The organism is Variovorax sp. RKNM96, assembly GCF_017161115.1.
Lineage (GTDB): Bacteria > Pseudomonadota > Gammaproteobacteria > Burkholderiales > Burkholderiaceae_C > Variovorax.
This window is the reverse complement of the sequence record NZ_CP046508.1, coordinates 5,348,743-5,374,738: the sequence shown is the minus strand read 5'-3', so window position 1 is coordinate 5,374,738 and position 25,996 is coordinate 5,348,743. Positions and strand designations below refer to the sequence as shown.

General features: G+C 68.3%; 15 protein-coding genes. 9 read left to right on the top strand and 6 right to left on the bottom strand.

Annotated elements, in window-relative coordinates:
* Positions 1–3 precede the first annotated feature (3 nt).
* The 6 genes from GNX71_RS24845 to GNX71_RS24820 all read right to left on the bottom strand — a co-directional run bounded on the left by GNX71_RS24845 (position 4) and on the right by GNX71_RS24820 (position 7,895).
* Complete coding sequence (locus GNX71_RS24845) at positions 4–1,050, bottom strand: TRAP transporter substrate-binding protein (RefSeq protein WP_206174890.1); 1,047 nt, start codon at positions 1,048–1,050, stop codon at positions 4–6.
* Between the two features lie 83 nt (positions 1,051–1,133).
* A complete protein-coding gene (locus GNX71_RS24840; RefSeq protein ID WP_206174889.1) occupies positions 1,134–2,129 on the bottom strand; it encodes a tripartite tricarboxylate transporter substrate binding protein in 996 nt (331 codons plus the stop codon).
* Positions 2,130–2,172: 43 nt separating this feature from the next.
* Positions 2,173–3,789 (bottom strand): indolepyruvate oxidoreductase subunit beta family protein, encoded by a 1,617-nt coding sequence (locus GNX71_RS24835; protein WP_206174888.1) that lies wholly within the window; start codon positions 3,787–3,789, stop codon positions 2,173–2,175.
* Positions 3,790–3,797: 8 nt separating this feature from the next.
* Positions 3,798–5,957 carry an indolepyruvate ferredoxin oxidoreductase subunit alpha gene (locus GNX71_RS24830; protein ID WP_206174887.1) on the bottom strand — a complete coding sequence of 720 codons (2,160 nt, stop codon included), beginning with the start codon at positions 5,955–5,957 and terminating at the stop codon, positions 3,798–3,800.
* Positions 5,958–6,051: 94 nt separating this feature from the next.
* Complete coding sequence (locus tag GNX71_RS24825) at positions 6,052–6,702, bottom strand: c-type cytochrome (RefSeq protein WP_206174886.1); 651 nt, start codon at positions 6,700–6,702, stop codon at positions 6,052–6,054.
* The gene (locus GNX71_RS24820) at positions 6,699–7,895 is read right to left on the bottom strand and encodes a PQQ-dependent sugar dehydrogenase (RefSeq protein ID WP_206174885.1); all 1,197 of its coding nucleotides are present in this window, start codon (positions 7,893–7,895) and stop codon (positions 6,699–6,701) included. Before GNX71_RS24820 ends, GNX71_RS24825 begins: the two co-directional genes overlap by 4 nt.
* Positions 7,896–8,015: 120 nt before the next feature.
* Between GNX71_RS24820 and GNX71_RS24815 the strand changes: the two genes are divergently transcribed.
* The 9 genes from GNX71_RS24815 (at position 8,016) to GNX71_RS24775 (ending at position 25,981) form a co-directional block, all read left to right on the top strand.
* Entirely contained in the window at positions 8,016–8,930 is a 915-nt protein-coding gene (locus GNX71_RS24815) for a LysR family transcriptional regulator (protein WP_206174884.1), read from the top strand.
* A gap of 401 nt (positions 8,931–9,331) precedes the next feature.
* On the top strand, positions 9,332–16,807 hold the full coding sequence (locus GNX71_RS24810) for a non-ribosomal peptide synthetase (RefSeq protein ID WP_206174883.1): 7,476 nt from the start codon (positions 9,332–9,334) through the stop codon (positions 16,805–16,807).
* Between the two features lie 11 nt (positions 16,808–16,818).
* Positions 16,819–18,138, top strand: coding sequence for a nucleotide disphospho-sugar-binding domain-containing protein (locus GNX71_RS24805; RefSeq protein ID WP_206174882.1), 1,320 nt, complete (start codon positions 16,819–16,821; stop codon positions 18,136–18,138).
* A gap of 32 nt (positions 18,139–18,170) precedes the next feature.
* Entirely contained in the window at positions 18,171–18,383 is a 213-nt protein-coding gene (locus GNX71_RS24800) for an MbtH family protein (protein ID WP_206174881.1), read from the top strand.
* An 8-nt stretch (positions 18,384–18,391) separates the two neighbouring features.
* Entirely contained in the window at positions 18,392–19,360 is a 969-nt protein-coding gene (locus GNX71_RS24795; RefSeq protein ID WP_206174880.1) for a glycosyltransferase family 2 protein, read from the top strand.
* Entirely contained in the window at positions 19,357–20,616 is a 1,260-nt protein-coding gene (locus GNX71_RS24790; protein WP_206174879.1) for a TCR/Tet family MFS transporter, read from the top strand. Before GNX71_RS24795 ends, GNX71_RS24790 begins: the two co-directional genes overlap by 4 nt.
* Before the next feature lie 187 nt (positions 20,617–20,803).
* Entirely contained in the window at positions 20,804–22,414 is a 1,611-nt protein-coding gene (gene xdhA, locus GNX71_RS24785; protein WP_206174878.1) for a xanthine dehydrogenase small subunit, read from the top strand.
* Between the two features lie 2 nt (positions 22,415–22,416).
* Positions 22,417–24,885: a xanthine dehydrogenase molybdopterin binding subunit gene (gene xdhB, locus GNX71_RS24780; RefSeq protein WP_206174877.1), complete on the top strand. Its 2,469-nt coding sequence runs from the start codon at positions 22,417–22,419 to the stop codon at positions 24,883–24,885.
* Positions 24,886–24,988: 103 nt separating this feature from the next.
* Positions 24,989–25,981 carry a LysR family transcriptional regulator gene (locus tag GNX71_RS24775; protein WP_206174876.1) on the top strand — a complete coding sequence of 331 codons (993 nt, stop codon included), beginning with the start codon at positions 24,989–24,991 and terminating at the stop codon, positions 25,979–25,981.
* Positions 25,982–25,996 lie beyond the last annotated feature (15 nt).

Here is a 25,996-nt window from a genome sequence, read left to right as displayed (position 1 = left end):
TGCTCAGAGCGCCGACTTGTTCTTGGCGAGACTGGCCTTCAGGGCATCCATCACCGCCTTCGGGTCTTCGCCCACCTTCTTCACGCTCTCGGCCCATTGCGCTTCAGACGGCGCCGCTGCCTTGCGCCACGCATCGAGCTGCTCCGGCGTGAGCTTGTAGACCTCGTGCCCCGACTGCGCCGCGATCTTCGCGCGCCCACCGAATTCGAAGTCGGCCCACGGCCCGGCCACCTTCTGCGCCCATTCGCTGGTGCAGTGGTCGTCGATCACCTTCTTCTGCCCGGCGGACATCGTGTCGTACTTGCCCTTGTTCATGACCCAGACGAAGGGCGTGACGTAGAGCGGCGCATCCATGTGGTACTTCACCACCTTGTCGATGCCGAAGAGGCCGATCGATCCCCAGGGAAAGGTGATGGCATCGGCCACGCCGCGCTCGAGCATGTCGCGCGATTCGGGCGCCGAGGCCTGCACGTTGGTGCCGCCCAGCGAGGTGATCAGCTGGCCCACGGTGCTCGTGGCCGGGCGCACCTTCAGGCCCTTCACGTCGGTGGGCAGCACGATCTTCTTGCGCGAGTGAAAGGTGCCGGGGTCGTGCACGAACGCGAAGCAGTACTTCACGTCCTTCATTTCCTTGGCCGCGTAGTTGCGGTACCACGCGTCGATGGCGGCCGAGCCTTCCTTGCCGTTGGCGAACAGGAAGGGGAGCGACGCGCCCGCCATCACCGGGAAGCGGCCCGGCTGGTAGCCCGGGTTCACGTACGAGAAGTCGGCGATGCCGTCGCGCGCCATGTCGTAGTGGTCGAAGGCCTTGCCGAGCTGCTCCGACGGAAACAGGATCGCGGTGAGGGTGCCGTTCGACGCCTTCTTGATGTCGTCGGCCCAGGCCTGCAGGGCAGGGTTGAGCGGGTGCTGCGCGGGCACCCAGCTCGACAGCTTGAGCTGCACCGGCTTGTCCTGCGCAAGGGCCGGCGCGGCAAGCGCTGCGCAGAAACCTGCGGCTGCGAAGCCGAGCGCAAGGGTGCGAAAGCGGATGGCGGAAGGGGTCTGCATGTCTTGTCTCTCTTTCTGTGTTGTGAATCTTCTGGAGCGCCGATGCCGGCAACGAGGGAGCAGCCTGGGATGCGACGACAGGGTCAGTCGGCGGCGATCTTCCTTTCGCGGATGAGCGCACCGAATCGCTGCGAATCGGCGGCGGCGCGCTGCTGGAAGTCCGCCGGCGAACCGGGCACCGCCTCGCCGCCGAGCGATGCGATGCGCTCCTTCACCGCCGGCAGTGCGAGCGCGCGATTGATCTGCGCGTTGAGCTGCGCCACCACCTCCGGCGGCGTGCCGGCCGGGGCGTAGAAGCCGAACACCGTGTCAGCATCGAAGCCGCGCAGGCCCGCCTCGTCGAGCGTGGGCACGTCCGGGAAAAGCGGCGAGCGCCGCGGGCTGCCGACCGCGAGCAGCCGCAGCTTCCCCGCGCGCACCTGCTGCAGCGCGATGCCCGGATCGAACGCGTAGTCGACCTGGCCTGCGAGCAGGTCCTGCAGCGCAGGGGCCGCACCCCGGTACGGCACGTGCAGCGCGAAGAGACCAGCCTGGCTCTTGAACATCTCGCCCGCCAGGTGCGGCGAGCTGCCGTTACCCGGCGAGCCGTACGACAGCTTGCCGGGGTTGGCCCTGGCGTAGGCGATGAACGCCTGCACGTTCTCAGGCGGCAGCGAAGGCTTGGTCACCAGGAACACCAGCACCCGCGCGGCGGCGGCCACCGGCACGAGGTCCTTGGCCGGGTCGAAGCTCATGCGCGTGTAGAGGTGCGGGTTGACCGACACCATGCCGCCCGAACTCATCAAGAGCGTGTAGCCATCGGCCGGCGCACGCGCCACCGCCTCGCCGCCGACGTTGCCGTTGGCACCCGCGCGGTTCTCGATCACCACCGGCTGCTTCAGCGCCTCCTGCAGCGGCTGCGAGATGGCGCGCGCGATCTGGTCGGCCGCGCCGCCGGGCGGGAAGTTGACGATGACCTTGATCGGTTTGGCGGGCCAGGCGCTGGGGCCCGTGTTGGCCTGTGCGTGCGCGCAAAGCAGCAGCGCGGCGGCCGCTGCGAGCGCCAGCCGGCGTCTGGAGAGAAATGGCGTCGATGTCATGGCGGTTATCTCTGAGTCGTTATGAATTCGTGAGGCCGGAGGTTCAAGCGAGCTTGGAGGGCGGCCGCTTCATCCAGCGAATCGGCTGCGCCACCACCGGCCGCGGCGCGGCGCCGTGGCGCACCAGCGCTGCGTCGAGCGCTTTGCCGCCTTCGTCGGCCAGTGCCGCCTCGCACGCCGCGGCAATCGCTTCCGCCCGCGCCGGCGCGGGCAGGGCCGGGTTCGCGGCGAGTGCGTCGATCACATGCAGCAGGTTGTGCTTGCCGCGTTCGTTGGTGCTGCCGTAGCCCTTGATGAGCCGCCCGCACAGCGCAAGCTCGTGGCCCAGCGCCCAGGTTTCGCGCGTGCCGGCTTCCACGGCCACGAGCCAGCGTTCGATGAGCGATTGCTCCTCGGCGAAGCGGGCGCCACGACGGCGCAGCCACTTGAGCGAAGACAGCAGCCGCAGCGACGCCATGCCCAGCACCGAGTGGCTGCCCACCTTGAGCGGTAACGCCCAGGGCTCGCGGCCCCGCGCCTGCCGGCCGCGGTCCCATGCGGTCACGCGGCGCGACAGCGCAGGTGGCAGCAGCGCGGCGAACTCGGCGGCACCGGGCTTGAAGTGGTCGTAGACCTTCACGATGTCCTCGTCGGTGGCGCGCACTTCCTGGCGCACGCGTTGCGCGCGGCTCGCGCGGCCCTTGAGTGCGGCCACGCGCACGATGTCGTCGAAGGCCATCCACAGCGCGAGCCAGCGCGCGGTCTCGCGGGTGACGGCAAAGCCGTGGGCGCCGGCCGGATCGGCGGCGCGCTCGGCATCGAGCACCTTGCCCAGGCGCTCGGCGTACAGCGTCGCGTAGGCGGCGTCCTGGTAGTCGAGCACGCGGGCGTGGCCGAGCGTGAGCATGTCGTGCACGGCCGGCGGGAAGCGGCGCGCCAGTTCGTCGGGCAGGGCGCGTGCCGGTGGCGGTGCATCGGCGGAATCGCCGGCCATCACGCTGTTGACGAAGGCAGCCTGCGTGCGCGGTGCGCTCACGGCGTCGAAGGCGGCCGCGAAGCCACGCAGGCTGGCCGCGGTCATCTTGCCGAGCTTCTCGGGCGCGCTCGTGTCGCCGCCGCGCACCACGTGCTCGTAGGCGTCGCGCGGGAACGGGAACAGGCCGCTGCCCGCGATGGCGCCGAGCATCACCGCGCTGACCACGGTGCCGGTGTCGCGCGCGATGGCGTTCATGTCGAACACGTGGTGCTCGCGGCTGAAGGCTTTCACCACGTCGACGAGCCGCTGCGCATCGGCGCGCCCGTCGCCGGGCTCCATGCGCTCGGCGGTGGTGAAGATGCGCGCCGACGAGCTGATGACCAGCGTGCGCAGCGGTGCGCTCATGCCGTTGCCGATCTGCCGCGCGGTCTCGAGCAGTTCCGACGAGACGATCGCATCGAGCGCGCCCGGCACCGGGCTCAGGCTGAACACCGGGCGCCTGCCGCCGAGCTGCGCGAGCGGCACGGGGAACACTTCGATGTAGTAGGTGGTGGCACCGGTGCGCTGCGCGACGCCGGGGATCGACGTGCTCTGCGCGGCGTAGCCGGCGTGGCGGGCGATGTCCACCAGCCATTCGGTGAGCACGCCGCCGCCTTCGCCGCCGAGGGCGCAGACGAGGAGGGTCGTGGGGCGGTTCTGTTCCATGGCGCGGCTCATGCGGGTTGCAATGCGCGAACCACTGCACCGCGCAGGCCGTGCATCAGTCGTTCATGCCATTTCGGGTTCTGCACCACCTCGGCGCGATAGAAGCTCGGGCACAGCGTGGCGGCATGCGCGTTCGCGCCGCACAGGCCGCAGCCCACGCAGCCGTCGATCACGGTGGCGACCGGGTCGACTTTCAGCGGATCGGGGTTGTCCTTGAGCGTGAGCGTCGGGCAGCCCGAGAGGCGGATGCACGCATGGTCGCCGTTGCACACGTCTTCATCGACGCCGTACTTCACGCGTACCACGCGCTCGCCTTTCTTCAGCAGCCCGGCGATCCACGGCTTGATGCGCCGCTGCCGCTCGAGCTGGCACTCGCCCTCGGCGATCACCACCTTCAGGCCGTTGAAGTCGCTCGTGAGCGCCTCGGTCAGCGTCTTGCGCATGCGCTCCACGTCGTAGGTGGTCACGGTGCGCATCCACTTCACGCCCAGGCCCGTGAGCGTGGCCTCGATGGTCTGGTTCTTGTCGACCAGGCTCTGCTGCTTGTCGACGGCGCGTTCCTTCGTCTCGTCGTCGGGCGTGGAGATGATGTCCTGCGTGCCTGTGGCCGAGGTGTAGCCGTTCTTGAAGATCAGCAGCACCGCATCGTCGTCGTTGAAGAGCGCGCTCTGCACGCCGGTGAGCAGGCCGTTGTGCCAGAAGCCGCCGTCGCCCATGATCGACAGCGTGCGGCGGTTCATCATCGGCGCGACACCCGCACGGCTCGCGAGGCTCATGCCGTAGCCGAGGATCGAGTGGCCCATCGAGAACGGTTCGAAGGTGCCGAAGGCGTGGCAGCCGATGTCGGCCGCGATGTGCACCGGCCCCGTCTCCTGCTGCGCAAGCTTGAGCGCGGAGAACACGGGGCGCTCGGGGCAGCCGATGCAGAAGCTCGGCGGGCGGTTGGGCAGCGGCGCCGTGAGCTGTCGCGCGACGGCCTCGCGGCGTTCGCGGTTGCCCGCGAGCCAGGCCTGTGCGGACGACAACGCTTCGCCGGCCTCGATGTACTTCGCGGCGAAGACGCCGATGCCGCCCGACAGCACCTCGACGCCGTACTCGCCGGCCGCGGGCAGCATGTCCTTGCCGTGCAGCGGCGTCTGGATGTCGCGCCGGCGCAGGAGCGTCGCGATGTCCTGCTCGATGTACTCGGGCTGGCCTTCTTCCACCACCAGCACCGCGCGCTTGCCGATGCAGAAGTCGGCTACCTGTTCGGGCACCAGCGGATAGGTCACGTTGAGCACGAGGATCGGGATGTCCGTCTCGCCGAATGCATCGGCCAGGCCTTGTTGCTGCAGGCTGCGGATCAGCGCGTTGTAGAGCCCGCCCTGCACCACGATGCCCAGGTCTGCATGGCGCTGGCCGGGTATCAGCTCGTTGAGTCCGTGCTCGACGATGTAGCGTCGTGCCGCCGGAATGCGTTCGTCGCCCTTGAGCTTCTCGTGGCGGAAGGTGACGGGCGGATGCGCGAGGCGCATGTAGTCGAAGCCCGCGGGCTCGGTCATCAGTGCGCGCGTGGAGACAGCGGGCGCGATGTTGTCCTTGCAATCGAAGCTGCCGCGCACGTGGCAGGTGCGGATGCGCAGTTCCATCAGGCAGGGCATGTTCGAGGTCTCGGAAAGGCGGAAGCCTTCTTCCACCATGCGCACCATCACGCCGAGGTCGGGCCGCGGATCGAGCAGGCACATGCTCGACTTGAGCGCATAGGCATGCGTGCGTTCCTGGATCACGCTGGCGCCTTCGCCGTAGTCCTCGCCCACCACGATCAGCACGCCGCCGGTCACGCCCGGCGAGGAGAGGTTCGACAGCGCATCGGCGGCCACGTTGGTGCCGACGATGGACTTCCAGGTGACCGCGCCGCGCAGCGGATAGTGGATGGAGGCGCCGAGCATCGCCGCGGCCGAGGCCTCGTTCGAACAGGCCTCGACGTGCACGCCGAGTTCGTCCATATAGGCCTTGCCCTGGACCATCACGTCGAGCAGGTGCGAGACGGGCGCGCCTTGGTAGCCGCCCACGTAGGCCACGCCCGACTGCAGGAGGCCCTTGGTGATGGCGAGGATGCCCTCGCCGTGGAAGGTGTCGCCTCTGCCGAGACGCAGCATTTCCACTTCCTTGCTGAATGAGACTTCCAAGAGATTCGGCTCCGATGTTGAGTGTTTGGGGGTACGACGGGTACGCGGCGCGCTGCGCTCCGCATCGCGCATCCGCAGATGTCGTACGACGGTGTTACTTCGGTGGTGGAGGCTTCGCGGGCGCGGCGGGAAAGCGCGCCACGTAGTAGGCGAGCGTGTCCAGGTCCTCCGGCGCGATGCGGCTCACCGCTTCGCCCATCGCCTGCGTGTAGCCCGGACGCTTGCCGGTGCGAAAGCCGTGCAGCGTGAGCTGCAGGTAGTCTTCATGCTGCTGCCCGATGCGCGGCACCTGCTGGCCGCCGCTCAGGTCGGCGCCGTGGCAGATCACGCAGCGATGTTCTTGCGCCAATGCCTGGCCGCGCGTCATGCGCGCGGCGTCGGGTGGTGCGGCCGCCGGCGGTGCGGGCACCGCGGGCAGCGTGGCGATGTAGTCGGAGAAGCCGCGCAGGTCCGCATCGCTCATGGTCTTCGCGACAGCGGTCATCGCCGGGTTGTCGCGCCGGCCCTCGCGAAAGAGAAAGAGCTGCGTGATCGCATAGAACGAATGCTGGCCCGCGAGCACCGGCGTGCCCGCCATGTCGCTGCGGCCGTTCGCGCCGTGGCATGAGGCGCACAGCGACGCGTAGCGCTGGGCATAGGTGCCTGGTGCCGATGGCGTGCCTTGCGCAGCGGCAGCCGACGGGAACAACGCCATCGCCATGCAGATCGCCGCGGCGGCTTGCGGAAGAAGGCCGGCCTTCTTCATCGGCCACCGTAGCTGATGCGATAGATCGCCCCGGCGTGGTCGTCGCTCACGAGCATCGAGCCATCCTTCAGCACGAGGAAGTCCACCGGCCGGCCGAGGTAGGTGTTGTTCTCGACGAAGCCCGTCATGAAGGGCTCGATCTTCGCGCCGCCCTTGCCGTCGGGCCAGGCGACCGCGATGTCGGCGTACTTGGTGGTGCGGTTCCACGGGCCGTGGCGCGCGATGAACATGGCGCCGCGGTACTTGGCCGGGAAACTCTTGCCGTTGTAGAACGTGAGGCCAAGTGCGGCGGCGTGCGGGCCGAGCAGGGCCGCGGGCTTCTGGTAGTCGTCGCAGCGCTTGCCCCAGCCGAATTCCGAATCGAGGATGTTGCCCTGGTGGCAGTACGGGTAGCCGAAGTGCTGGTCGGGCTTGGTCACCACGTTGAGCTCGTCGTTGGGCAGGTCTTCGCTGAGCCAGTCGCGGCCGTTGTCGGTGAACCAGAGGTTGCCGGTCTTCGGGTCGAAGTCGAAGCCCACCGTGTTGCGCACGCCGCGCGCCACCGTCTCGATGCCGCTGCCGTCGGGGTTCATGCGGAAGATGCGCGCGTGCGCGTCGTCAGGCTCGCACAGGTTGCAGGGCGCGCCGACCGCGTAGTAGAGCTTGTCGTTGTGCATGCGCAGGTACCGCCAGCTGTGGTCCTGGCCGCCGGGCAGCTTGTCGTTGAGCACCACCGGCGTTCCGGGGTTGTCCAGCTTGTCCTCGATGCCGTCGTAACGCACGATCTGCTTGTGCGTGGCGAGGAACAGCGCGCCCTTGTAGAACTCGATGCCGGTGGCGAACTCGGTCTTGTCGATGATGGTCTTTGGCTTGCGGTCGCCCTTCTCGGCAATGGCATAGACCTTGTTGCCCACGAACAGCGTGCTCACGAAGACCGTGCCCTTGGCGCCCTGGCGCAACTCGCGCGCATCGAGCACCCCCGAGGCCCAGGTCTCGACCTTGAAGCCCGGCGGCAGCTTGAACTTGGCGGTGGGCAGCTGGTCGGGCGCTGTGGGAATCGGGAAGGAGGGCACCGGCGCCAGGCGCGTGGCCGCTTCGTTCTTCGGCCGGCCCTTGGCCCAGCCCGGCTCCTCGGCGGGTGGCTGCTGGGCCCATGTGGCAGCGGATGCGAAGAGCAGCGCGGCGAGGGCCGCATGCAGACGGAGTCTGGCCATGTCGTGTCTCCTTCTTTTCGTGGGGTGTTCCAACGGGCCGACTGGGAGGTCGGCTGAAAACCGCTCGCCAGTGTGCGTGCCGCAAGGTTTGCCTTCAATAAAATAATCAAGCTAAGTAATATGAATGGCATGCATATCGACTCGGTCGACCTCAATCTGCTGCGCCTGTTCGATGCGGTCTACCGCGAGCGCAGCGTGAGCCGCGCCGCGGAGTCGCTGGGCCTCACGCAGCCTGCGGCAAGCCATGGGCTGGGACGGCTGCGGCTGCTTTTGAAAGACGCGCTCTTCACGCGTGCCCCCGGCGGCGTGGCGCCCACGCCGCGCGCCGACCGGCTCGCGGTGGCGGTGCAGGCGGCGCTCGGCACGATCGAAGCGGCGCTGCACGAGCCCGATCGCTTCGAGCCCCAGGTGTCGCGCAAGAGCTTTCGTATTCACATGAGCGACATCGGCGAGGGGCGCTTCCTGCCCGCGCTGATGGCGCGGCTCGGCGAGCTGGCGCCCGGCGTGCGGCTGGAGACCCTGCCGCTCTTGCCTGCGGAGGTTGCGCCCGCACTCGACAGCGGCCGCATCGATTTCGCCTTCGGCTTTCTCTCGACCGTGCGCGACACGCAGCGCACGCATCTTCTGAAAGACCGCTACATCGTGCTGCTGCGCAAGGGCCATCCCTTTGTGAAGCGCCGGCGCAAGGGGCAGGCGCTGCTCGAGGCGCTGCAGGAGCTCGACTACGTGGCGGTGCGCACGCACGCCGACACGCTGCGCATCTTGCAGTTGCTCAACCTCGAAGACCGCCTGCGCCTCACGACCGAGCACTTCATGGTGCTACCGGCCATCGTGCGCGCCACCGATCTCGCGGTGGTGATGCCGCGCAACATCGCGCGAGGGTTTGCGGAGGAGGGCGGCTACGCGATCGTCGAGCCGCCGTTTCCGCTGCGCGATTTCAGCGTGTCGCTGCACTGGAGCAAGCGCTTCGAGGGCGACCCGGCCAACCGTTGGTTGCGGCAGGTGATCACGGCGCTGTTCTCCGAGCGCGGCTGAAGTTCGACCACCAAAGTACGCGCCGCGCGGTGCAAGCGCGCGCGACTGCGCGAGTAACACGCCGAGAGATTCCCCTACAGCTTTCTCGCCCAGTTGCTGCATCGCAACATTCTTTTGGGGTGCATGACGCGCGAAATACGATGAAAGCCTTCGATTCCGAAAGCCGCGATTCAGGTCGCAACTTCGGGATGAAATCTTTCGCGCTCAAAGACGTTCGTGAAATGTTTTCTTCCCTAAAACCGTCACTGAAAGTGTTGAAACCACTTGTACAGTGGACTGGCAATGTGAACGGATTGTTACCGCGGAGCACCGGCATTTCTCCTTGAGCGGCCGATGCACGACGCGTCCATTTCACGCGCACATGCATCGTTGCCAATTTCACTCAAGACCTGGAGAAGTGCATGAGTACCGTCGATCAGCTGGGCCGCACCGCCCCCCTTACCTCGGGGCAGATGGCGATGTGGCTCGGCGCAAAGTTCGCGTCGCCCGACACCAATTTCAATCTCGCCGAAGCCATCGACATCGCAGGCGAGATCGACCCCGCGATCTTCCTGGCGGCCATGCGACAGGTGGCCGATGAAGTCGAGGCCACGCGCCTGAGCTTCATCGATACCCCGCAAGGGCCACGACAGGTCGTCGCGCCCGTTTTCACCGGCGAGATCCCCTACCTCGACCTCAGCGGCGAGAGCGATCCGCAGGCCGAGGCCGAGCGCTGGATGCATGCGGACTACACCCGCAGCATCGACCTCGCGCACGGGCAGCTGTGGCTGTCCGCGCTGATCCGCCTCGCGCCCGATCGCCACATCTGGTACCACCGCAGCCATCACATCGCGCTCGACGGCTTCAGCGGCGGCCTCATCGCACGCCGCTTCGCCGACATCTACACCGCGATGGTCGACAACAACGCAGCGGTGCCCGAAGACTCGCGCCTTGCACCGATCTCGCAGCTGGCCGACGAAGAACATGCCTATCGCGAGTCCGGCCGCTTCCCGCGCGACCGCCAGTACTGGACCGAGCGCTTCGCCGATGCACCCGATCCGTTGAGCCTCGCCTCGCACCGCTCGGTCAACGTCGGTGGCCTCTTGCGCCAGACGGTGCACCTGCCGGCGGCCAGCGTGCAAGCCCTGCAGACCATCGCGCAAGAGCTCGGCACCACGCTGCCGCAAATCCTCATCGCCACCACCGCGGCCTACCTGTACCGCGCAACGGGCATCGAGGACATGGCAATCGGCATCCCCGTCACCGCGCGCCACAACGACCGCATGCGCCGCGTGCCCGCGATGGTGGCCAACGCGCTGCCGCTGCGCCTGGCGATGCGCGCGGACCTGCCGATTCCGGAACTGATCCGCGAAGTCGGCCGGCAGATGCGGCAGATCCTGCGGCACCAGTCGTATCGCTACGAGCATTTGCGCAGCGACCTCAACATGCTGGTGAACAACCGGCAGCTCTTCACCACCGTGGTCAACGTCGAGCCCTTCGACTACGACTTCCGCTTTGCGGGCCATGCCGCGAAGCCGCGCAACCTCTCGAACGGCACGGCCGAGGACCTCGGCATCTTCCTGTACGAGCGCGGCAACGGGCAGGACCTGCAGATCGACTTCGACGCCAACCCCGCGGTGCACACCGCAGAGGAACTGGCCGATCACCAGCGCCGGCTGCTTGCCTTCATCGACGCCGTGATCCGCCTGCCGTTGCAGGCCGTCGGCCAGATCGACCTGCTCGGTGCCGAAGAGCGGCAGCAATTGCTGGTCGAGTGGAACGACACGGCCCACGCCGTGCCCGACACCCATCTCACCGCGTTGATCGAAGCGCAGCTCGCAGCCGATCCGCAAGCCATCGCATTGCGCTTCGACGGCGAGGCGATGAACAACGAAGAACTGAACCGCCGCGCCAACCGTCTCGCCCACCTGCTGCGCGCACGCGGCGCTGGCCCGGAGCGCACCGTGGCGCTCGCGATCCCGCGTTCGATGGACCTGATGATTGCCTTGCTCGCCACGTTGAAGACCGGCGCGGCCTACCTGCCGGTCGATCCGGATTTCCCGGCGGACCGCATCGCCTTCATGCTCGGCGATGCGCAGCCCGTGTGCCTCGTCACGACCGAAGCCCTCGCGGAGTCGCTGCCGGCAGCCGCCCCCACATTGCTGCTCGATGTAGCGCAAACGATTGCGGATCTGGAGAGTTGCAACGACACCAACCCGGGCATCGCGATCGACCCTTCGCATCCGGCCTATGTGATCTACACCTCGGGCTCGACCGGCATGCCCAAGGGTGCGGTCGTGTCGCACCGCGCCATCGTCAACCGCCTGCGCTGGATGCAGGACCGCTACGGCCTTCAGGCCGACGACCGCGTGCTGCAGAAGACGCCTTCCAGCTTCGACGTGTCGGTGTGGGAGTTCTTCTGGCCGCTGATCGACGGTGCCACGCTGGTGCTTGCGAAACCGGGCGGCCACAAGGATGCGGCCTACCTCGCGGGGCTGATCGCGGAGGAGGGCATCACCACGATCCACTTCGTGCCGTCGATGCTCGAGGTCTTCCTGCTCGAGCCCACGGCGGGCGCATGCACCACGCTGCGCCGCGTGATCTGCAGCGGCGAAGCCTTGTCGCCCGCGCTGCAATCGCAGTTCCAGCAGCACCTCTCGTGCGAGCTGCACAACCTCTACGGTCCGACCGAGGCCGCGGTCGACGTCACCTCGTGGGAGTGCGAACGCACGGACGACGCAGAAGCCTCGAGCGTTCCCATCGGCCGCCCGATCTGGAACACCCAGATGCACGTGCTCGACAGCGGCCTGCAGCCCGTGCCGGCCGGCGTGACTGGCGAGCTGTACATCGCGGGCGTCGGCCTCGCACGCGGCTACCTCAAGCGCCCGTTGCTGAGCGCCGAGCGTTTCATCGCCAACCCCTACGGCACACCCGGCAGCCGCATGTACCGCACCGGCGACCTCGCGCGCTGGCGCAAGGACGGCAGCCTTGACTTCCTCGGCCGCGCCGACCAGCAGGTGAAGATCCGGGGCCTGCGCATCGAGCCGGGAGAGATCGAATCCGTGCTGCTGCAGCATCCGCAAGTCGCGCAGGCCGCCGTGGTGGCGCGCGAAGACGTACCGGGCGAAAAGCGTCTCGTGGCCTACGTCGTTGCGACGGACGCTGCCGATCCGCAAGCGGCCGAACTGCGCACGCGCCTCGCGCAATCGCTGCCCGAGTACATGGTGCCTTCGGCCTTCGTCAGCCTCCCGTCGCTGCCGCTCGGACCCAGCGGCAAGCTCGACCGCAAGGCGCTGCCGCCCCCCGAAGTGCAGGCCGCCACGCCGTACGCCGCGCCGCGCACGCCGACCGAAAAGATCCTGGCCGGCCTCTGGGCCGAGACGCTGCATTTGCCGCGCGTCGGTGTCAACGACAACTTCTTCGAACTCGGCGGCCACTCGCTGATGATCGTGCAGCTCATGTCGATGATCCGGCAGCAATTCATGATCGACCTGCCGGTCGACACGCTGTTCCAGGTCTCCACCATCGCGGGCCTTGCCGAGCTGCTCGACCAGGAATCGGTCGCCCGTCCGAGCCTGACTCCGATGCCGCGCCCCGCGCGCATTCCGCTGTCCTTCGCGCAGCGCCGCCTGTGGCTGATGAACCAGCTCGAAGGCGCGAACCCGGCCTACAACATGCCGCTCGCGCTGCGCCTGTCGGGTGTGCTCGATCGCACCGCATTGCATGCGGCGCTCGGCGACCTGGTGCAGCGCCACGAGAGCCTGCGCACGGTCTACCCGAACGAAGACGGGCTGCCGTACCAGCACATCCTCGACGGCGCGGATGCGCGTCCGGCGGTGATCGAGGCCGACAGCAGCGAAGAAGAAATCGCGGCGCAGCTTCACGCCGCTGCGGGCCATGCCTTCGATCTCGGCAGCGCGGCGCCCTTGCGCGTCTACCTGTTCAAGCTCGCCGGCGACGAACACGTGCTGCTGCTGCTCACGCACCACATTGCCGGCGATGGCGCCTCGCTGCTGCCGCTAGCGCGCGACATCAGCGTGGCCTATGCCGCGCGCTGCGAAGGCAAGGCGCCGGGCTGGGAGCCGCTGCCGCTGCAATACGCCGACTACGCGCTGTGGCAGCAGGAGCTGCTCGGCAGCGAAGACGATGCCGAGAGCATGGCCGGCCGCCAGCGTGAGTTCTGGCGTTCCTCGCTGAGCGACCTGCCCGAGCAACTGGCGCTGCCCGTCGACCACGCACGGCCGCTCGTGCCGACCTACCGCGGCGATGTGGTCCCGCTGCAGATTCCGTCGCATGTGCATGAACGCATCCTGCAACTGGCGCGCGACGGGCAGGCCAGCGTCTTCATGGTGCTGCAGGCCGCACTCGCGGGCCTCCTGAGCCGCCTCGGCGCGGGCGACGACATCGTCATCGGCAGCCCGGTCGCGGGGCGCAGCGACCATGCGCTGGACGAACTCATCGGCTGCTTCGTCAACACGCTGGTGCTGCGCACTGACACCTCGGGCCAGCCGAGCCTGCGCGAGCTGGTCTCGCGCGTGCGCGCCACCAACCTCGCGGCCTATGCGAACCAGGAGTTTCCGTACGACCGCCTCGTGGAGCTGCTGCGTCCGGGCCGCTCGCGCGCCAACCTGCCGCTGTTCCAGGTCATGCTGGGCTTCCAGGGCACGAGCCGCCTGTCGTTCAGCCTGCCGGGCCTGTCGATCGCGCCGCAGCCGGTGGCCATCGACACCGCGAAGTTCGACCTGTCGTTCATCCTCGGCGAGCAACGCGGTGCCGATGGCCTGCCGGGCGGCATCTCCGGCGGCATCCAGTACAGCACCGACCTGTTCGAGCGCAGCACGGTCGAGGCCATGGGCGCGCGGCTGGTGCGTTTGCTGGAAGAGGCCTGCGAGGCGCCCGACGATGCGGTGAGTGGCCTCGCCATCCTGAGCGCGGAAGAAACCGACCGCCTGCTGTCCGACTGGAGCGGCCGCACGCGCGACCTTGCGCCGCTCTCGTTCGCCGACATGGTGGCCTCGCATGCCGCGGAGCGCCCGCTTGCAGATGCAGTGGTGCTCGACGACGCGACCGTCAGCTACGCCGAACTCGATGCACGCGCCAACCGGCTCTCGCACCTGCTGCGTGCGCAAGGCATCGGGGTTGGCGCCATCGTCGCGACAGTGCTGCCGCGTTCGCTCGACCTCATCGTGGCGCACTTGGCCATCGTGAAGGCCGGCGCGGCCTACCTGCCCATCGACCCCAACCACATGGCCGCGCGCAGCGCCTTCGTGTTCGAGGAGGCCGCGCCCGCCGCGGTGCTGACGCACGATGCGCTGTTGCCCGAGCTGGTCGGCGTTCCCCGCTGCATCGCGCTCGACAGCGACAGCATGGTTGCCGCGCTGGCCATCCAGTCGGATACGCCGCTGGTGCATGCGGCCAATCCACAGGATGCCGCCTACCTCATCTACACCTCCGGCTCCACCGGCATGCCCAAGGGCGTGGTGGTGCCGCATGCGGGCCTGGGCAGCCTCGGCACCGCGATGGCGGAGCGGCTCGTCATCGGCCACGGCTCGCGCGTGCTGCAGTTCTCCTCCAGCGGCTTCGACGCGTCGGTGATGGACCAGCTGATGGCCTTTGGCGCCGGTGCCGCGCTGGTGGTGCCGGGGCCGGAGCAACTGCTCGGCACGGAGCTGGCCGATCTGCTCGAGAAGCAGGCCGTGAGCCACGCGCTGATTCCGCCCGCCGCGCTCGCGACCCTGCCGCACGGCGAGTTCCCGCACCTGCAGACGCTGGTGGTCGGCGGCGATGCCTGCACCGCCGCGCTGGCGGCGAAGTGGTCGCAAGGCCGCCGCATGATCAACGCCTACGGCCCGACCGAGATCACCATCTGCGCGAGCATGAGCGCGCCGATGACGGCCGAGGAGTTGCCCTCCATCGGCCAGCCGATCTGGAACACGCGGATGTATGTGCTCGACAGCGCCCTGCAACCGGTGCCGCCGGGTGTCGCGGGCGAGCTCTACATCGCCGGCAGCGGCGTGGCGCGCGGCTATCTCAACCGGCCGGCATTGAGTGCGGAACGCTTCATCGCCGACCCGCATGGCGCGCCCGGCAGCCGCATGTACCGCAGCGGCGACCTCGCACGCTGGCGCGCCGACGGCACGCTCGACTTCCTCGGCCGCGCCGACCAGCAGGTGAAGATCCGGGGCTTCCGCATCGAGCCGGGCGAGATCGAATCCGTGCTGCTCAAGCACCCGTTGATCACGCAGGCCGCCGTGATCGCCCGCGAGGACGTGCCCGGCGAGAAGCGCCTGGTCGCCTACTTCGTCGCCGGTTCCGAGCCGCAGCCCACCGAGCTGCGCGCCCACATGGCGCAGGCCTTGCCCGACTACATGGTGCCTTCGGCCTTCGTGCGCCTGCCGTCGCTGCCGCTCACGCAAAGCGGCAAGCTCGACAAGAAGGCGCTGCCGGTGCCCGACCAGCAGCCCGCCGCGCTGTACGTGGAGCCCCGCACGCCGACCGAGAAACTGCTCGCGGGCCTCTGGTCCGAGACGCTGCACCTGGAGCGTGTCGGCATCCACGACAACTTCTTCGAGATCGGCGGGCATTCGCTCATGGCGATCCAGCTGGGCATGCGCATCCGCCAGCAGGTGCGCGCGGACTTCCCGCACGCCGAGGTCTACAACCGCCCGACGATTGCCGACCTGGCCGCCTGGCTCGACAACGAAGGCGGCACGGTCGAGGCGCTGGACCTGTCGCGCGAGCTCGACCTGCCCGCGCACATCCGCCCGCAGGCCACTGCACCGAAGCTCGCACCGCGCCGCGTGTTCCTCACCGGCGCGAGCGGCTTCGTCGGCAGTCACCTGCTGGCCGCGCTGTTGCGCGACACCGCGGCCTGCGTGGTCTGCCACGTGCGCGCGCCCGACGAGCAGGCCGGCGAGCAGCGCCTCAAGCGCACGCTGGCCCAGCGCCAGCTCGGTGCGATCTGGGACAACGCGCGCATCAAGGTCGTGACCGGCGACCTCGGCAAGCCGCGCCTGGGCCTCGATGACGCTGCCGTGCAACTGGTGCGCGACGGCTGCGACGCCATCTACCACTGCGCCGCGCAGGTCGACTTCCTGCATCCCTACGCGAGCCTCAAGCCCGCGAACGTCGACAGCGTGGTCACGCTGCTCGAATGGACGGCGCAGGGGCGCGCGAAGAGCATGCACTACGTCTCCACGCTGGCTGTGATCGACCAGAACAACAAGGAAGACACCATCACCGAGCAATCGGCGCTGGCCTCATGGAGCGGGCTGGTCGACGGCTACAGCCAGAGCAAGTGGGTCGGCGATGCGCTGGCCCGCGAGGCGCAGGCGCGCGGCATGCCGGTGGCGATCTACCGGCTGGGGGCAGTCACCGGCGACCACACGCACGCGATCTGCAATGCCGACGACCTGATCTGGCGCGTGGCGCATCTCTATGCCGACCTGGAAGCGATTCCCGATATGGACCTGCCGCTCAACCTCACACCGGTGGACGACGTGGCGCGCGCCATCCTCGGCCTTGCGGCGCAGGAGGCCTCGTGGGGCCAGGTGTTCCACCTGATGAGCCAGGCGGCGCTGCGGGTGCGCGACATTCCGCACGTCTTCGAGCGCATGGGCATGCGGCTGGAGCCGGTCGGGCTGGAGCCCTGGCTGCAGCGCGCGCATGCACGGCTGGCCGTCGCGCATGACCGCGACCTGGCCGCGGTGCTCGCCATCCTCGACCGCTACGACACCACGGCCACGCCGCCGCAGGTGAGCGGCGCGGCCACGCATGCGCAGCTCGAGGCCATCGGCGCGCCGATCCGCCCGGTGGACCGCGACCTGCTGCAGCGCTACTTCGTCGACCTGGGCATCGACACCAAGGCGCGCCGCGCCCTGGAAACCACCACTTCATAGGAGCACACGGAATGGCACGCTATCTCATCGCAGCAACCGCCTTGCCGGGACACGTCCTGCCGATGCTGGCCATCGCGCAGCATCTGGTGAACCAGGGGCACGAGGTGCGGGTGCACACCGCGAGCCAGTTCAGGGCGCAGGCCGAGGCGACCGGTGCGGGCTTCACGCCCTTCGAGCGCACGATCGACTTCGACTACCGCGACCTGGACAAGCGCTTTCCCGAGCGCCAGCGCATCGCCTCGGCGCATGCGCAGCTGTGCTTCGGCCTGAAGCACTTCTTTGCCGATGCGATGGCCGCGCAGCATGCGGGCCTGCAATCGATCCTCGAAGACTTCGAGGCCGATGCCATCGTGGTCGACACGATGTTCTGCGGCACTTTCCCGCTGCTGCTAGGCAAGGAGCGCGAAGACCGCCCGGCCATCGTCGGCATCGGCATCTCGGCGCTGCCGCTCTCGAGCTGCGACACCGCCTTCTTCGGCACCGCGCTGCCGCCGTCGTCCACGCCGGAAGGGCGGGTGCGCAACAAGGCGATGAACGCCAACCTCAAACAGGCGATGTTCGGCGAGGTGCAACGCTACTTCGACACGCTGCTCGCGCGTTCGGGCCTGGCCGCGCTGCCCGATTTCTTCGTCGATGCGATGGTGAAGCTGCCCGATCTTTACCTGCAGCTCACCGCGCCTTCGTTCGAATACCCGCGCAGCGACCTGCCCGCGTCGGTGCATTTCGTCGGCCCGCTGCTCTCGCCCGCGAGCCGCGACTTCACGCCGCCCGAGTGGTGGCACGAGCTGGACGACGGCCGCTCGGTCGTGCTGGTCACGCAGGGCACGCTGGCCAACCAGAATCCGTCGCAGCTGATCGGCCCGACGCTGCAGGCGCTGGCCGGCGACAAGAACATCCTCGTCATCGCCACCACCGGCGGCCCGGTGCCGCCCGCCCTGACGGTGAACCTGCCCGCCAACGCCCGCGTGGTGCCGTTCCTGCCCTACGACCGGCTGCTGCCCAAGCTGCACGCGATGGTCACCAACGGCGGCTACGGCTCGGTCAACCATGCATTGAGCCTCGGTGTGCCGCTGGTGGTGGCCGGCACCTCCGAAGAGAAGCCCGAGATCGCCGCGCGCGTGGCCTGGTCGGGCGCGGGCATCAACCTCGCCACCGGCCAGCCGACCGCGCGCCAGGTCGGCGACGCGGTGCGCAAGGTACTGGGCAACTCGACCTATCGCCAGCGTGCGGCGGTGCTGCGTGAGGACTTCGCTTGCCATCGCGCGCTGACCGGCATCGCCGGCGCCCTCGAGGCACTTCTGCAAACCTTCGCATCCGCGGAAATGGCTTGAACCTGAACCCCATACGACAAAGGAAATCCCAGATGAGCAACCCGTTCGACGACAAGAACGCCAGCTTCCAGGTGCTGGTGAACGACGAGGGCCAGCACTCGCTGTGGCCCGCCTTCATCGCCGTGCCCGCCGGCTGGCAGGTGGCGCTGGCGCCGACCGACCGCGACGCCTGCAGCGCCTACATCGCGGCGAACTGGCAGGACATGCGCCCGCGTTCGCTGGTGGTGGCCACGGCGGCCGGCTGACGCCGAGGATGTCCTTCCCGTTCGGTGCCGTCGTCGTCACCTATTTCCCGACCGGCGAGCAAGTGGCGAACCTCCATTCGCTGGCGGCCTCGTGTCCGCACCTCTGCGTGGTCGACAACACGCCGCAGGTGGGCGATTGGCATGCGGCGCTCGTCGATGCGGGCGTTTCGGTGCTGCACAACGGCAACCGCGGCGGCATCGCGGGCGCCTTCAACCGCGGCATCATCGACCTCGAAGCGCGGGGCGCCGAACTCTTCTTCCTGCTCGACCAGGATTCGAAGCTGCCACCCGGCTACTTCGATGCCATGTGCGAGGCTGCGATGGTGGCCCGGGAGCGGAAGGGCGAGGGCAATGGTGAGGAAGACGCGGCCTTCCTGATCGGCCCGCTCGTCCACGACACGAACCTGGACGCGCTGATCCCGCAATTCGGCCTCCAGGGCAAACGCGTCTACCAGTTCGACCTGCGGCAGCCCTTCACCGAGCCGCTGATGCGCTGCGCCTTCATGATTTCCTCGGGCTCCCTGATTTCGCGCGGCGCCTGGGCCCGGATCGGCCGGTTCGACGAGCGCTATGTGATCGACCACGTGGACACCGACTACTGCATGCGTGCCCTGGGTCGCGGCGTGCCGCTCTACCTGAATCCGCACGTCGTGCTGCGGCACCAGATTGGCGACATCCGTGCCCGGTCGCTGTTCGGCTGGAAGATCCACTTCATCAACTACCCGGCCGCGCGGCGCTACTACATCGCGCGCAATGCCATCGATCTCTCGCGGGCGCATGTGCGCGCCTTTCCCGCGATCCTGTTCATCAACGTTTACACGCTCAAGCAGATCCTGCCGATGCTGATGTTCGAGCGCGACCGCTTCAAGAAGACCATCGCGCTGATGCTCGGCTGCTTCGATGGCCTGTTCGGGCGGCTCGGGGGCCTCGGCGAGGTGCATCCGCGGATGGGCAAATACCTGGGCCGCAGCGATTGACCGCCACCCTTCCAGCGCCGCGCGTACGCCGCGCCGCGCTCGCCTTCATCTTCGTCACGGTGCTGATCGACTTCATGGCGTTCGGCCTGATCCTGCCCGGCCTGCCGCACCTGGTGGAGCGGCTGGCCGGCGGCAGCACGGTAACGGCGGCGTACTGGATCGCTGTGTTCGGCACCGCGTTCGCGGCGATCCAGTTCGTGAGCTCGCCGATCCAGGGCGCGCTGTCCGACCGCTTCGGGCGGCGGCCGGTGATCCTGCTGTCGTGCTTCGGCCTCGGCGTGGATTTCGTGTTCATGGCCCTGGCCGACAGCCTGCCGTGGCTGTTCGTCGGCCGGGTGGTCTCCGGCGTGTTCTCGGCCAGCTTCACCATCGCCAATGCCTACATCGCCGATGTGACGCTGCCGGAGGAGCGCGCCCGCAGCTACGGCATCGTGGGGGCCGCGTTCGGCATGGGCCTGGTGTTCGGGCCGGTGCTCGGCGGGCAACTGAGCCACATCGATCCGCGCCTGCCGTTCTGGTTCGCGGCCGGCTTGACGCTGCTCAGCTTCTGCTACGGATGGTTCGTGTTGCCCGAATCGCTGCCGCCCGAGCGGCGTGCCCGCAAGTTCGACTGGTCGCATGCCAATCCGGTTGGGACGCTGGTGCTGCTCAAGCGCTATCCGCAGGTGTTCGGACTGGCGGCGGTGATCTTCCTCGTGAACCTGGCTCAGTACGTCTATCCCAGCGTGTTCGTGCTGTTCGCCGACTACCGGTATCACTGGAAGGAAGACGCCGTGGGCTGGGTGCTCGGCGCGGTGGGCGTGCTCAGCGTGCTGGTCAATGCGCTGTTGATCGGGCCGGGCGTGAAGCGCTTCGGCGAGCGCCGCGCCCTGTTGCTCGGCATGGGCTTCGGCGTGCTCGGCTTCGTCATCATCGGGTTTGCCGACGCTGGATGGATCCTCCTGGCCGGGGTGCCGTTCGGCATTCTGCTGGCGTTCGCCGGACCGGCGGCGCAGGCGCTGGTCACGCTGCAGGTCGGCACCGCCGAGCAGGGCCGCATCCAGGGGGCGCTCACCAGCCTGGTGTCGGTGGCGGGCATCGTCGGGCCGGCGATGTTCGCCGGCAGCTTCGGTTACTTCATCGGCGCGGACGCGCCGGTGCACTTGCCGGGCGCGCCGTTTTTCCTCGCTGCGGCGTTCCTCTGCATCGGCACGCTGATCGCGTGGCGCTACGCACAGCCGAAGCCCGCGACGGCAGCGGTGCCCGAGCCGACCTGACGCCGTGCTCCGGGGCGCGCGCTGCGCCCATGGCCCGGGAATTGCTCGCTCTCTCCAGGGTTTCCCCCTAGGTCGCATACCCGCGCCCACATACGCAATATGGCTCCCGCGGTATGTGGGATGCGGCGCAAGCGACTAACGTCCAGGCTTGGCCGGAAACACCGAGCCGCCCACGAGCCCGAAGAGCATGAGTACAGAGCCAAACAACATCCAGCCCGTCCGTTTTTTCCATCGCGGCAAGATCGTCGACGTGAGCGGCGTGCACCCGACGCGCTCGGTGCTCGACTGGCTGCGCGAGGACGCGCACTGCACCGGCACCAAGGAAGGCTGCAACGAGGGCGACTGCGGCGCCTGCACGGTGGTGATCGGCGAGCTGGCCACCGACGCCAACGCCCCCGGCACGGTTGGCGGCCTGCAACTGCAGACGGTCAACGCCTGCATCCAGTTTCTTCCCACGCTGCACGGCAAGGCGCTCTTCACGGTCGAAGACCTGAAGGCGCAATGCGCCACCCCGCCGTCGCAAGACAAGAAGCACCCCGTCCACACGCTGCACCCGGTGCAGCAGGCGATGGTCGACTGCCACGGCTCCCAGTGCGGCTTCTGCACGCCGGGCTTCGTGATGTCGCTGTGGTCCACCTACGAACACCACCAGGCCGGGGGCACGCAGCCCACGCGCCAGCAACTGGCCGACGACCTCTCGGGCAACCTCTGCCGCTGCACCGGCTACCGGCCGATCCTCGATGCGGGCCAGCGCATGTTCGACCTGCCGGGCGTGCGGCTCGACACCCGGCCCGTGGTGGCCGCGCTCACCGCGCTGCAGAGCGACGGGCAAGACCTGAACTACGCCGCGCCGCTCGGCGCCCGCATGGACCACTTCCACGCCCCCAGGACCATCGCCCAGCTCGCCGCGCTGCGCGAACAGAAGCCCCGCGCCCAGTTGCTGGCCGGCTCCACCGACGTCGGCCTCTGGGTCAACAAGCAGTTCCGCGACCTGGGCGACATCATCTATGTGGGCGACGTGGCCGAAATGAAGACCATCGAAACACGGGCGGACGAGCTCTACATCGGCGCCGGCGCCTCGCTCGAATCCGCCTTCGAGGCGCTCGTGCAGCGCGTGCCCAGCCTGGAAGAGGTGTGGCTGCGCTTCGCCTCTCCGCCCATCCGCCACGCCGGCACCATGGGCGGCAACGTGGCCAACGGCTCGCCCATCGGCGATTCGCCCCCGGTGCTGATGTCATTGGACGCCGAGATCGAGCTGCGCCGCGGCGACGTGGTGCGCCGCATGCCGCTGCCCGACTTCTACATCGACTACATGAAGAACCAGCTGCAGCCCGGCGAGTTCGTGCAGGGGCTGGCGATTCCGCTGGCCGCCATGCGCCGCCAGGTGCGCGCCTACAAGATCAGCAAGCGCTTCGACTGCGACATCTCGGCGCTGTGCGCGGGCTTCGCGATCGAACTGGAGGAGGGCAGCGACATAGTGAAGGCGGTGCGCCTGGCCTTTGGCGGCATGGCCGCCACCGTCAAGCGCGCGGCGAATGCGGAAGCCGCGCTCGTCGGCAAGCCCTGGACGCAATCCAGCGTGGCCACCGCCAGGCTCGCGCTGGCGCAGGACTTCAAGCCGCTGTCGGACATGCGTGCCTCGGCCGACTACCGGCTGCAGGTGGCGCAGAACCTGATCCAGCGCCTCTGGCTCGAAACCCGCGTCGAAGATGCGCTCTCGCTCGAAGAAACCAGCGTCTGGAGCGTGATGCCCCATGCCTCGGCCACGGTTGCCAAGGCGCGGGCGGAAGGAGTCTGACCATGAACAAGCCCATCGACGCCCGCCTGCTGCAGCCCGCCGAGGCCTTTGCCGACTACCTGAAGAACACCGCCGCGCGCATCGACCCCGCGGCCGAAGCGGTGGCGCACGATCTCGGCGCGCGCGTCGGCATCAGCCGGCCGCACGAATCCGCGCACCTGCATGTGGCCGGTGAAGCGACCTACATCGACGACATTCCCGAACTCACCGGCACGCTGCATTGCGCGCTGGGGCTCTCGCCCGCCGCGAACGGCCGCGTCACGGCGCTGTCGCTCGACGCAATCCGCGCGATGCCCGGCGTGGTCACCGTGCTCACGGCCGACGACATTCCCGGCACCAACGACTGCGGCTCGATCATTCACGACGACCCGATCCTGCTGCCGGTGAACGACGGCGGAGAGATCCGCTACCTCGGCCAGCCCGTGTTCGCGGTGATCGCCGAGACGCGCGAGGCCGCGCGCCGCGCCGCTGCCAAGGCGAAAGACGCGCTGACCATCGAGGCGCAACCGCCCGTCATCACGCCGCAGGACGCGCATGCGCGCGGCCAGTACGTGGTGCCGCCGATGCACATCGTGCGCAGCGGCGGCAGCGCCAACGAGGGCGATGAGGCTGCCGTGCGCGCCGCCATCGCCAAGGCGCCGCACCGCCACAAGTCCACGCTCGACGTGGGCGGGCAGGAGCAGTTCTACCTCGAAGGCCAGATCAGCTACGCGATTCCGAAGGAAGGCGGCGCGCTGCACATCCATTGCTCGACGCAGCACCCGAGCGAAATGCAGCACCTGGTGGCGCATGCGCTCCACCTGCAATCGAACGAAGTGCATGTCGAATGCCGGCGCATGGGCGGTGGCTTCGGCGGCAAGGAATCGCAATCGGCGTTGTTCGCCTGCGTGGCGGCCATCGCGGCGCGCCAGTTGCAGCGCCCGGTGAAGTTGCGGCTGGATCGCGACGACGACTTCATGGTCACCGGCCGGCGCCACTGCTTCTGGTACGAGTACGAGGTGGGCTTCGACGACGAAGGCCGCATCCTCGGTGCGGAGATCACCATGGTCTCGCGCGCCGGCCACTCGGCCGACCTGTCGGGCCCGGTGATGACGCGCGCGCTCTGCCACTTCGACAACGCCTACTGGCTCCCCAACGTGGCGATGCACGGCTTCTCGGGCAAGACCAACACGCAGAGCAACACCGCGTTCCGCGGCTTCGGCGGTCCGCAGGGCGCCATTGCCATCGAGAACATCATGGATTCGGTGGCGCGCGAATTGAAGCGCGATCCGCTCGACGTGCGGCGCGTCAACTTCTACGGCAAGGCGGAGAACAACGTCACGCCGTACCGCCAGACCGTGACCGACAACATCGTCCACGAACTCGTGGCCGAGCTGGAGGCCAGCAGCGACTACCGCGCGCGGCGCGAGGAGATCGCGGCCTTCAACAGGAAGAGCACGGTGCTCAAGCGCGGCCTGGCGCTGGCACCGCTCAAGTTCGGCATTTCGTTCAACGTGAAGCACTTCAACCAGGCCGGCGCGCTGGTGCATGTGTACACCGACGGCTCGATCCTCGTGAACCACGGCGGAACCGAGATGGGGCAAGGCCTCAACACCAAGGTGGCGCAGGTGGTGGCGCACGAGCTGGGCGTGAGCTTCGAGCGCGTGCGCGTTACCGCGACCGACACGACCAAGGTGGCGAACACCTCGGCCACCGCCGCATCGACCGGCGCCGACCTGAACGGCAAGGCCGCGCAGGATGCGGCACGCCAGATTCGCGAACGGCTGGCCGAGAGCGCCGCCGAACGCCACGGCGGCAAGGCGAGCGACGTGCGCTTTGCCAACGACAAGGTCGAGGTCAACGGCCGTTCGCTGGCCTTCAGCACGGTCGTCGGCGAGGCCTACCTCGACCGGAAGCAGCTGTGGTCCGACGGCTTCTACGCCACCCCGGGCCTGAGCTGGGACAAGGACAAGATGCAGGGCCGCCCGTTCTTCTACTACGCCTATGGCGCGGCGGTGAGCGAGGTGGTCGTCGACACGCTCACCGGCGAATGGAAGCTCCTGCGCGCCGACATCCTGCACGACGCGGGCAAGTCGCTGAACCCGGCGGTGGACATCGGCCAGGTCGAAGGCGCCTTCATCCAGGGCATGGGCTGGCTCACCACCGAGGAACTGGTGTGGCACCCAGCGAGCGGCAAGCTCACCACGCACGCGCCGAGCACCTACAAGATTCCGACCGCCAACGACTGTCCGCCCGTCTTCAACGTGCGCCTGTTCGAAGGCCAGAACTTCGAGGATTCGATCCACCGCAGCAAGGCCGTGGGCGAGCCGCCGCTGTTGCTGCCGTTCTCGGTGTTCTTCGCGATCCGCGATGCGGTGTCGGCGGCCGGCGGCCACCGGGCCGATCCGCCGCTGAAGGCGCCGGCCACGAGCGAATCGATCCTTCGTGCCATCACCGCCGTGCAGGCGGTGGAATCCGCATCGGCCGAATGAACACGGGCCGTGCTCGCACGGTCCGAGCTTCACTCCTTCACCCGGTTTCGCCCAATGCTGCGCTGTATAACTGTTCGCACAGACAAGAAAGGTGTGAACAGCCATGAGAGACCAAGCGCTTTTCGACAAGATCGATCTCCATCTGATCCGGGTGCTTCACACCGTGCTGACCGACCGCAGCGTCTCGCGCGCCGCCATACGCCTCGGGATGTACCAGCCGGCCGTCTCGGCTGCGCTCAAGCGCCTGCGCGAGTTGTCGGGCGATCCGCTGCTGGTGCGCTCGGGCTCGGGCATGGTGCCCACCGATGCGGGGCTGCGGATGATCGAGCCCGCGGCCAGCATCCTGCGTGCGGCCGAGATGCTGTTCTCCGATGCGCGCGGCTTCGAGCCGCAGTCGGCCGCCACCACCTTCCGCATTGCAGCGAGCGACTACATGGACCCGCTGTTCCTGCCGATGCTGGTGGCGCATGTGAAGCGCGAGGCGCCGCTCTGCCAGATCGAGATCCATGCGCTCTCGCCCGACTCGGACTACCACGGGCACCTGGCGCTTGGCCAGGTCGACCTGGTGATCGGCAATTGGCTCAAGCCGCCGGAAGACCTGCACATGGCGCGGCTCTTCGGCGACGAGGTGGTGTCGCTGGTCAACCAGGACCATCCAGCGGTGCGCCGCGGCTGGGACCTGGAGACCTGGCTCGCGGCCGAGCACATCGCGCCCACGCCCATGCACCCGGGCGGGCGCGGCATCATCGACCAGATGCTCGACGAGCTGGGGCGGCAGCGCAACATCACCGCGCGCTGCGCGCACTTCAGCCTGATTCCCGACATGGTCGCGTCGAGCCTTTTGGTGCTCACCACCGGCCGCCAGTACTGCGAGCGCTTCGCCGCGCGGCTGCCGGTGAAGATCCTCGAATGCCCGGTGGCGCTGCCGCGCCTCATGTACTACCAGCTCTGGCACGAACGCACCCATTCGTCGAGCTCGGCGCGCTGGCTGCGCGAATGCATCAAGGACGTGGCGTCGTCGCTGCGGCCTGCGTCTTCCGCCATACCCGGAACCGCAACGCGCCTGCCCGCCGCGCCTGAAAAACCGGACCCCTGAGAAACCCCCGTTCGC